The organism is Actinocrinis sp. (assembly GCF_035650855.1).
In the GTDB taxonomy this organism is placed as follows: domain Bacteria; phylum Actinomycetota; class Actinomycetes; order Streptomycetales; family Catenulisporaceae; genus Actinocrinis.
The window spans coordinates 1-9,237 of the sequence record NZ_DASRGV010000119.1 but is presented as its reverse complement, the minus strand read 5'-3'; the positions used below and the strand labels follow the sequence as shown (position 1 = coordinate 9,237).

The following is a 9,237-nucleotide window of genomic DNA, read 5'->3' as shown; positions in this document are numbered from 1 at the left end:
GCGACGGCCACGCCAGCTACCAGGAATCGGCGTACTACACGACATCCTCCGGCGCCGGAGTCTTCGACGCGGGCACCATGCGCTGGGTGTGCGCACTGGGCAACCGCTGCGCGTCGCACCTCAACGAGGCTGGCCGTACCTTCGTGCGTACCGCAACGCTGAACCTCCTTACCGCCTACGCACAGGGGCCCGCGGGCAAGGTCCACCCCGCCACCGACAACACCGCGGCCGACGGCGTCCCGCACTCCGGCGGCCTTGGCATCGACTAGCGCACCTGTCCCGCTCAGCCGGACAACTGCCCGGCCGGTGGCCAGCTGAGCGGGACAAGCGCACGATCACCAGGCGACCGACCCCGACCCCCGGACGACGGTCTGTCTAGACTGCTGCCGTGCCGACTCAATACGCCGCCGCGCAGAACCAGGTCCCCGCCTCCGAGAACACGGCCGACGCGATCATCGTCGGCGCCGGCCCGGCCGGGTCCGCCACGGCGTACCACCTCGCGCAGGCGGGGCTGGACGTGCTGCTGCTGGAGAAGACCGAGTTCCCGCGCGAGAAGATCTGCGGCGACGGCCTGACCCCGCGCGCCGTCACCCAGCTGATCCGGATGGGCATCGACACCTCGCCCGAGGCCGGCTGGCTGCACAACAAGGGCCTGCGCATCATCGGCGGCGGTCGGCAGCTCGAGCTGGAGTGGCCGGAGCTCGCCTCGCATCCCAACTACGGCCTGGTGCGCCCGCGCTCCGACTTCGACGAGCTGCTGGCCCGTCAGGCGCAGAAGGCGGGCGCGCGGCTGCTGGAGCAGTGCAACGTGACCGGACCGATCCGCGACGAGCGCACCTCCCGGATCGTCGGCGTCGCGGCGCGGCTCGGCCAGGAGAAGCGGGAGACGACGTTCCGCGCGCCGATCGTGGTGGCGGCGGACGGCAACTCGACCCGCCTGTCCATCGCGATGGGCCTGCACAAGCGGGACGACCGGCCGATGGGCGTGGCCTACCGGGCGTACTACCGCAACCCCCGGCACAACGACGACTGGCTCGAGTCGTGGCTGGAGCTGCGCGACGCGCAGCAGCCCGACCGGCTGCTGCCCGGCTACGGCTGGATCTTCGGCATGGGCGACGGCACGTCGAACATCGGCCTGGGCATCCTCAATACCTCCGCGGCGTTCGGCAGCGTCGACTACCGCGAGATGATGCGCCGCTGGCTGGCCTCCACCCCGGCCGAGTGGGAGCTGACCGAGGACAACCGCACCGGCCCGATCCGCGGCGCGGCGCTGCCCATGGGCTTCAACCGCAAGCCGCACTACACCCGCGGCCTGCTCCTGGTCGGCGACGCGGGCGGCATGGTCAACCCGTTCAACGGCGAAGGCATCGCGTACGCGATGGAGTCCGGCGAGATCGCGGCGAAGGTGATCGCGCAGGCCCACTCGCGCCGCACGGCCTACGACAAGGAACTGGCCTTGTCCGACTATCCCAAGATCCTCAACCAGACCTACGGCGGCTACTACACCCTCGGCCGGATGTTCGTCAGCCTGATCGGCAACCCGAAGGTCATGCGGGTCGCGACCCAGCGCGGCCTGTCCCACGCGATGCTGATGCGCTTCACGCTGAAGCTGCTGGCGAACCTCACCGACCCGCGCGGCGGCGACGCGATGGACCGGATCATCAACGGCCTGAGCAGGGTCGCGCCGAGCGCGTAGGCAACGCGACGCGTCGCAGGCGCCGGCGACGGACGCGCGCTCCGCCTCCTCGCTTCGCTCGGTGGCTCTGCGCGCTGATCTTGACCCGCCCACCCTGCTCCGCGTCCCCGCTGGCGCTCGGCCGCTACGCGAACCAGGGCGCTGCCGCGCACTCGCTGCGCGCTGAAGGCTGCGCTGACCCTCCGGGCCGCTCGCTTCGGCGATTCGCCGCGCTTGGCATCCGCGGTTGCCTCTCAAAGCGCTTCCGTAACCGCGCCCGGTGCGTCACGATATGTAAGAACACAGCGATAGCCGCTACTCAGCTCCGCCTACGGGGGCACACATGGGCCTGAATTGGAACCGCGTCATCGCCGGTGCGGCACTGTTCATCGGCGGCATCATCTGGAGCACGCAGCTCGCCTCCCGCACCCCCGGCCCGATGAGCTGGCAGACCAGCCAGACCGCCGCGATCGGCTCATTCATGATGAGCATCGGCTTCGGGATCATGTACGCGTCCTGGCGCGCCCGAAATGACGGCCCTCGGCGCCGCCGATAGCACTTCGCGCGACATCAGAATACATTCTGAGTACGCTGGCGGCATGACAACAACCGCACCAGACACCGTGACGTTCTCTGACTTGTCTCGCAACCCGCGAGCTGTGGCGGAACGCGCTGCGCGACTGGGGCGTGTACGCGTCACACACCGCGATGCGCCGGACTTCTACCTCACAGCCGCTGATCGTGAGGAACTGCGCGAGGAGAATCTGTCGACGGCCGCGCGTCTGTTTACAGCACTGATGAAGCAGGATGCGGGCGCACACGTGGTGCACCATGCGCTCGCGGACGTATTCCCCTGGGTCCGCCATCTTGGCGAACGTGAACTTGAGGACTTTGCGCGTGAACTGGTTGCAGCGCTCTCGGATGCTGCGGAACTCGAAGCAGACGCGAATGTGCATGAGGTCCTCGCGGGCTGGCGCGCCACCGCACGAATCAAGGCTGACAAGAGCGAGTACGCGAAAGCCCTTCTGGAGACGTCTGGCAACTTTGGACCGGTGGAGGTCAGCGCGTGAGCCCGAAACGCGGCGACCGGGTCACTGTTCCACCGCCCGCCGACGAGTGGGACGTGCGCTTCGCCAGCAAGCGGCGGACGAGTGCGATACGTGATCGACGACGAACAGCGCCTCGTCTGGCTCGTGTACGCGTCACCGCGCCATCCGAAAGACACGGACCGCTGATTCACATTCGAACGCAATGAACGGCGAAGCTGCCACGATTCTTCGCCCGTCGGGCTCCAAAGTCGCTTTAGCTTCGCGGAACTTTCATAAGAGGACTTATCATAACTCGACTTATGAAAGTTGAGCTGCGCCTTGTGTCGCGCCAGCTCCCTGCTCACCGATCAGCCGGATAGGTCGCAGGAGCGGAGCGGCCCGGAGGGCGAGCGCAGCGTTCAGCGCGCAGCGCGTGCGCGGCAGCGCCCTGGTTCGCGTAGCGGCCGAGCGCCAGCGAGGACGCGGAGCAGGGCGGGCGGGTGGGCCAAGATCAGCGCGCAGAGCCGCCGAGCGCAGCGAGAAGGCGCAGCGCGCGTCAGGCTCAACTCAAGGCTTCGGCGACCGGCTCGACTTCAGGCCGACCGAGCCACGGTTCCCGAGCGCACAAGGACCGCCGCGGCGACGGCCTTTGGCTTCTACATGACGTAGAGCGTCAAATCAAATTCAGTGTCCGCATCATGAACGGGCTTTGGACCCTTGTGCACGGTCCGTCCGGCGTGCAAGCGATCACCCTCCGGACCGGTGTACCGACCCCGTGTGAAGATCGTCACAATCGTGTCTCATCAGCCTCCGGACTTGTCCAAAGCGCCCTGACCTGGGCGTGATGGAGATCACACAGCGCTGCGGACCGAGTAAGGACTAGGTTACGGATCAGCGGGTCGCCGAAGGGGTGACCCGTGGCGAGGATCACATCTGGTAGGCCGTAGGATTGCCGTCAATCGGCAAGGCTTGCGGCCGATTTCGCCCCCGGCTTGTGAACGGCTTCACGAGCAGGCCGGGCCACGGGGGCGGGTGTCACCCGTCGACGACGACGCCGGCGGACTACGACTAGCGGCGGAAAGGTGGCGGCGCGTGTGGACACGTACGTGCCGATCCTGGCCCTGGGTCTGATCGCGGCCGGATTCGCGGTCTTCTCGGTGGTCATCGGTTCGCTTACCGGTCCGAAACGGTATAACCGGGCCAAATACGACAGCTACGAGTGCGGCATCGAGCCGACCCCGCAGCCGGTCGGCGGCGGCCGCTTCCCGGTCAAGTACTACCTGACCGCGATGCTGTTCATCGTCTTCGACATCGAGATCGTCTTCCTCTACCCGTGGGCCGTCGCCTTCGACGCGCTCGGCTGGTTCGGGCTCGCGGAGATGGTCCTGTTCGTCCTCACCGTCCTGGTCGCTTACGCCTACGTCTGGCGGCGCGGCGGCCTGGACTGGGACTGAGAGGTACGGGTTCTGCGATGGGCCTTGAGGAGAAGCTTCCCAGCGGGTTCCTGCTCTCCACGGTCGAGGGGCTGGCCGGGTACATGCGCAAGGGCTCGCTCTGGCCGGCCACCTTCGGACTGGCCTGCTGCGCCATCGAGATGATGGCCACCGGGGCGGGCCGCTACGACCTGGCCCGCTTCGGCATGGAGGTGTTCCGCGCCTCGCCGCGCCAGGCGGACCTGATGATCGTGGCCGGCCGGGTCAGCCAGAAGATGGCCCCGGTGCTGCGCCAGATCTACGACCAGATGCCCAACCCCAAGTGGGTGCTTTCGATGGGCGTGTGCGCCTCCTCCGGCGGCATGTTCAACAACTACGCGATCGTCCAGGGCGTCGACCACGTCGTGCCCGTGGACATCTACCTGCCCGGCTGCCCGCCGCGGCCGGAGATGCTGATGGACGCGATCCTCAAGCTGCACGCCGAGATCCAGGCCATGCCGCTGGGCGTGGACCGGGAGAAGGCTGCCCGCGCGGCCGAGGAGGCGGCGCTCAAGGCGCTGCCCACCATCGAGATGAAGGGGCTGCTGGCATGAGCGGCGAGGAGTCCCGTCCGTCGGCCGGATCTGCCGGTGCGGTGTCCGCCTCGGGCGAGATCGAGCAGCCGAAGTCCCAGCCGCTCGCGGTGCAGGAGGCTGAGATCGTCGCCGTGCGGCGCGGGATGTTCCCGACGGCCGGCGGCGGCAGCGACACCTCCGGCTACGGCCGGCTGGTGCGCAAGATCGAGCTGCCGGGACAGTCCCCGCGGCCCTACGGCGGCTACTTCGACGAGGTCGAGAACGAGCTGTTCGGCGCGCTCGACGAGCAGGGCCTCGCGCCCGAGCTGGCGATCGAGCGCGTCGTCGTGCATCGCGGGCAGATCACCTTCCAGGTCCGCCGCGAGCACTGGGTGCAGGTGGCGCGCACCCTGCGGGACGACCCCGCGCTGCGGTTCGAGCTCTGCCTCGGGGTTTCCGGAGTGCACTTCCTGCACGAGACCGGGCGCGAGCTGCACGTGCTGGTGCCGCTGATGTCGGTCACCCACAACCGGCGCATCCAGCTGGAGACCACGTGCCCTGACAGCGACCCGCACCTGCCCTCGCTCTACGGCGTGTACCCGGCGGTGGACTGGCACGAGCGCGAGACCTGGGACATGTTCGGGATCGTCTTCGACGGCCACCCGTCGCTGACCAGGATCCTGATGCCGGACGACTGGCCCGGGCACCCGCAGCGCAAGGACTACCCGCTCGGCGGCATCCCGGTCGAGTTCAAGGGCGCCCAGATCCCGGCCCCCGACCAGCGGAGGGCGTACCAGTGACCATTCAAGCGGAGAGGGCGGCCGACGACATGTCAGACGCCGCGGCCAACGCGAGGACCGGAGCGCCGCTCGCGGCCGAGGAACTGAACGGCGACCCGTACGGCGCCGGCGACGAGGCCGCCGGCGGACGGGTCTTCACCATCACCGGCGGGGACTGGGACGAGATCGCCGACTCGCTCGGCGAGGCCCCCGAAGAGCGCATCGTCGTGAACATGGGTCCGCAGCACCCGTCTACGCACGGGGTGTTGCGGCTCATTCTGGAGCTTGAGGGCGAGACGGTCACCGAGACCCGAGTGGGAATCGGTTACCTGCACACGGGAATCGAGAAGAACCTCGAGTTCCGCAACTGGACGCAGGGTTCGACCTTCGTCACGCGGATGGACTACCTGACCCCGTTCTTCCAGGAGGTCGCGTACTGCCTCTCGGTGGAGAAGCTGCTTGGCATCGAGGAGCAGGTGCCGGACCGGGCCAGCGTCATCAGGGTCATGCTGATGGAGCTGAACCGGATCTCCTCGCACCTGGTGTGCATCGCCACCGGCGGCATGGAGATGGGCGCGCTCTCGGCGATGATCTTCGGCTTCCGGGAGCGGGAGCTGGTGCTGGACATCTTCGAGATGATCACCGGCCTGCGGATGAACCACGCGTACGTCCGCCCCGGCGGCCTCGCGCAGGACCTGCCGCCCGGCGCGGTGGACAAGGTGCGCGAGTTCCTGGCGCTGATGCCCAAGCGGATGAAGGACATCGAGGCGCTCTGCAACGAGAACGCGATCTTCAAGGGCCGCACCGAAGGGGTCGGGTACCTCGATCTGACCGGCTGCATGGCGCTGGGGATCACCGGACCGATCCTGCGGGCCACCGGCCTGCCGCACGACCTGCGCAAGGCGCAGCCGTACTGCGGTTACGAGAACTACGACTTCGACGTGTGCACGTGGGACACCTGCGACGCGTACGGCAGGTACCGGCTGCGCATGGACGAGATGCGCGAGTCGCTGAAGATCGTCGAACAGTGCCTTGACAAGCTCAAGCCCGGCCCGGTCATGGTCGAGGACAAGAAGATCGCCTGGCCGGCCCAGCTGGCCCTCGGCGGCGACGGCATGGGCAACTCGCTGGACCACATCCGGCACATCATGGGCGAGTCCATGGAGGCCCTGATCCACCACTTCAAGCTGGTGACCGAGGGCTTCCACGTCCCGGCCGGCCAGGTGTACGTCGCGGTCGAGTCCGCGAAGGGCGAGCTCGGCTGCCACGCGGTCTCGGACGGCGGGACGAGGCCGTACCGGGTGCACTTCCGGGATCCCTCGTTCAACAACCTGCAGGCCACCGCGGCGATGTGTGAGGGCTCGATGGTCGCGGACGTCATCGTCGCGGTCGCCTCGATCGACCCCGTGATGGGAGGGGTGGACCGGTGACGGACGTCTTCATCGGCCGGAACCCGAACCTGCCCGGCGCGAACACCACCGCGCCGGCGAATCAGACTTCGTACGCCGACGCGCCGGAGGTGCGTGAGCGCTTGGTCAAGGACGCCCAAGCGCTCATCGCGCGTTACCCGCAGCCGCGTTCCGCGCTGCTGCCGCTGCTGCACCTGGTGCAGTCGGAGGAGGGCTACGTCACCGGCGACGGCGTGCAGTTCTGCGCCGAGATGCTGGGGCTGTCCACCGCCGAGGTCTCCGCGGTCTCGACGTTCTACTCCATGTACAAGAACAAGCCGGTCGGCGACTACCACGTCGGGGTGTGCACCAACACGCTGTGCGCGGTGATGGGCGGCGACGAGATCTTCGCCACCCTCAAGGCGCACCTGGCGGTCGGCAACGACGAGCGCACCGCGGAGAGCCAGGGCGAGCGGACGCTGACGCTGGAGCACATCGAGTGCAACGCGGCCTGCGACTTCGCCCCGGTGATGATGGTCAACTGGGAGTTCTTCGACAACATGACCCCCACCACGGCCGTCAAGCTGGTCGACGACCTGCTGGCCGGGGAGGAGGTCACCCCGAGCCGCGGGCCGGCGCTGTGCCGGTTCAAGCAGACCGAGCGGATCCTGGCAGGGTTCGAAGACGAGCGGCCGGACGCGGTGGACGCGGGCGGCCCGGCCGGCCCGGCGACGCTGGAAGGGCTGCGCCTGGCGCGCCAGGAAGAGCTGGCGGCGGGCGATCAGGGCTCGAACGGCGGCGTCAATGGTCAGGGCTCGAATGGTCAGGGCTCGAACGGTCACGGGGCGGAGGCATAGTCGATGAGCAAGCTCTCCCCGGTGCTTTCGCGTGCGTGGGACGATCCGCGTTCCTACACGCTCGAGGGCTACCGCAGGCACGACGGCTATCAGGCCATTCACAAGGCCCTGGCCATGCCGCCGGACGACGTCATCAAGCTGGTCAAGGACTCCGGGCTGCGCGGCCGCGGTGGCGCCGGCTTCCCGACCGGGATGAAGTGGTCCTTCATCCCGCAGGGCGACGGCAAGCCGCACTACCTCGTGGTCAACGCGGACGAGTCCGAGCCGGGCACCTGCAAGGACATCCCGTTCCTGCTCGCCAACCCGCACGAACTGATCGAGGGCATCGTGATCGCGGCCTACGCGATCCGCGCCAGCCACGCCTTCATCTACCTGCGCGGCGAGGTCGTGCACGTGCTGCGCCGGCTCCAGGCCGCGGTGCGCGAGGCCTACGCGGCCGGCTACGCCGGAAAGAACATCCTCGGATCAGGGTTCGACCTCGAGATCGTGGTGCACGCCGGAGCCGGCGCGTACATCTGCGGCGAGGAGACCGCACTGCTCGACTCGCTGGAGGGCTACCGCGGCCAGCCTCGGCTGCGCCCGCCCTTCCCGGCCATCGAGGGCCTGTACGCGAGCCCGACCGTGGTCAACAACGTCGAGTCGATCGCCTCGGTGCCCGCGATCCTGCGGCACGGCGTGGACTGGTTCCGCTCCTTCGGCACCGAGAAGTCGCCCGGCTTCGTGCTCTACTCCCTGTCCGGGCACGTGAACCGGCCGGGCCAGTACGAGGGCCCGCTCGGCGTCACGCTGCGCGAACTGCTCGACCTGGCCGGCGGGATGCGCGGCGGGCACCGGCTGAAGTTCTGGACGCCCGGCGGCTCCTCGACCCCGCTGCTGACCGAGGAACACCTCGACGTCCCGCTGGACTACGAGAGCGTCGGCGCGGCCGGCTCCATGCTCGGCACCCGCGCGCTGCAGATCTTCGACGAGACGGTCTGCGTCGTGCGGGCCGTGCTGCGCTGGACCGAGTTCTACGCGCACGAGTCCTGCGGCAAGTGCACCCCGTGCCGCGAGGGCACCTACTGGCTGGTCCAGGTGCTCAAGCGGCTGGAAGCCGGACAGGGCAGCGAAGAGGACCTCGACAAGCTGCTCGACCTGTCCGACAACATCCTCGGCCGGGCCTTCTGCGCCCTCGGCGACGGCGCCACCTCGCCGATCACCTCCTCGATCCAGTACTTCCGGGACGAGTACATCGAGCACCAGAAGCGCGGCGGCTGCCCGTTCGACCCCGCCGCTTCGACCTTGTTCGGGAGCCGATAACGCATGACCGTGCAGGCAACCAGCGACCCGGGCGCGCCCGCTCCGGTCGAGACCGTGACCGTCACCATCGACAGCTTCGAGATCGCCGTGCCCAAGGGCACGTTGGTCATCCGGGCCGCCGAGCTGCTCGGGATCCAGATCCCGCGGTTCTGTGACCACCCGCTGCTGGACCCGATCGGCGCCTGCCGCCAGTGCCTGGTGGACGTCGAGGGCCAGCGCAAGCC

10 protein-coding genes and 1 pseudogene are annotated in these 9,237 nt (G+C 68.5%); all 11 read left to right on the top strand.

What is annotated here, in order from left to right:
* Positions 1 to 269 (top strand): annotated as a pseudogene (locus tag VFB40_RS09530) (hypothetical protein); the annotation flags it as partial.
* A gap of 119 nt (positions 270 to 388) precedes the next feature.
* Complete coding sequence (locus VFB40_RS09525; protein WP_324849028.1) at positions 389 to 1,696, top strand: geranylgeranyl reductase family protein; 1,308 nt, start codon at positions 389 to 391, stop codon at positions 1,694 to 1,696.
* A 322-nt stretch (positions 1,697 to 2,018) separates the two neighbouring features.
* Positions 2,019 to 2,231 carry a hypothetical protein gene (locus tag VFB40_RS09520; RefSeq protein WP_324849026.1) on the top strand — a complete coding sequence of 71 codons (213 nt, stop codon included), beginning with the start codon at positions 2,019 to 2,021 and terminating at the stop codon, positions 2,229 to 2,231.
* A gap of 43 nt (positions 2,232 to 2,274) precedes the next feature.
* Positions 2,275 to 2,745 (top strand): DUF6247 family protein, encoded by a 471-nt coding sequence (locus VFB40_RS09515; RefSeq protein ID WP_324849024.1) that lies wholly within the window; start codon positions 2,275 to 2,277, stop codon positions 2,743 to 2,745.
* 1,052 nt (positions 2,746 to 3,797) lie between these two features.
* The gene (locus tag VFB40_RS09510; RefSeq protein WP_324849022.1) at positions 3,798 to 4,157 is read left to right on the top strand and encodes an NADH-quinone oxidoreductase subunit A; all 360 of its coding nucleotides are present in this window, start codon (positions 3,798 to 3,800) and stop codon (positions 4,155 to 4,157) included.
* 17 nt (positions 4,158 to 4,174) lie between these two features.
* A complete protein-coding gene (locus VFB40_RS09505; RefSeq protein WP_324849021.1) occupies positions 4,175 to 4,729 on the top strand; it encodes a NuoB/complex I 20 kDa subunit family protein in 555 nt (184 codons plus the stop codon).
* Positions 4,726 to 5,490 (top strand): NADH-quinone oxidoreductase subunit C, encoded by a 765-nt coding sequence (locus VFB40_RS09500; RefSeq protein WP_324849019.1) that lies wholly within the window; start codon positions 4,726 to 4,728, stop codon positions 5,488 to 5,490. Before VFB40_RS09505 ends, VFB40_RS09500 begins: the two co-directional genes overlap by 4 nt.
* Positions 5,491 to 5,519: 29 nt before the next feature.
* Entirely contained in the window at positions 5,520 to 6,899 is a 1,380-nt protein-coding gene (locus VFB40_RS09495; protein ID WP_349261413.1) for an NADH-quinone oxidoreductase subunit D, read from the top strand.
* A gap of 29 nt (positions 6,900 to 6,928) precedes the next feature.
* Positions 6,929 to 7,714 carry an NADH-quinone oxidoreductase subunit NuoE gene (nuoE, locus tag VFB40_RS09490; protein WP_349261412.1) on the top strand — a complete coding sequence of 262 codons (786 nt, stop codon included), beginning with the start codon at positions 6,929 to 6,931 and terminating at the stop codon, positions 7,712 to 7,714.
* A gap of 3 nt (positions 7,715 to 7,717) precedes the next feature.
* The gene (gene nuoF, locus VFB40_RS09485; protein WP_324849013.1) at positions 7,718 to 9,013 is read left to right on the top strand and encodes an NADH-quinone oxidoreductase subunit NuoF; all 1,296 of its coding nucleotides are present in this window, start codon (positions 7,718 to 7,720) and stop codon (positions 9,011 to 9,013) included.
* A 3-nt stretch (positions 9,014 to 9,016) separates the two neighbouring features.
* Positions 9,017 to 9,237: 2Fe-2S iron-sulfur cluster-binding protein (locus VFB40_RS09480; protein WP_324849011.1), on the top strand; the 221-nt coding region annotated here is incomplete at its 3' end.

Excerpts from the sequence above, each read along its gene's own strand:
- VFB40_RS09520 (WP_324849026.1), top strand. The coding sequence starts at position 2,019 with ATGGGCCTGAATTGGAACCGCGTCATCGCCGGTGCGGCACTGTTCATC.
- VFB40_RS09515 (WP_324849024.1), top strand. The coding sequence starts at position 2,275 with ATGACAACAACCGCACCAGACACCGTGACGTTCTCTGACTTGTCTCGC.
- VFB40_RS09505 (WP_324849021.1), top strand. The coding sequence starts at position 4,175 with ATGGGCCTTGAGGAGAAGCTTCCCAGCGGGTTCCTGCTCTCCACGGTC.
- VFB40_RS09500 (WP_324849019.1), top strand. The coding sequence starts at position 4,726 with ATGAGCGGCGAGGAGTCCCGTCCGTCGGCCGGATCTGCCGGTGCGGTG.
- VFB40_RS09495 (WP_349261413.1), top strand. The coding sequence starts at position 5,520 with ATGTCAGACGCCGCGGCCAACGCGAGGACCGGAGCGCCGCTCGCGGCC.
- nuoF (WP_324849013.1), top strand. The coding sequence starts at position 7,718 with ATGAGCAAGCTCTCCCCGGTGCTTTCGCGTGCGTGGGACGATCCGCGT.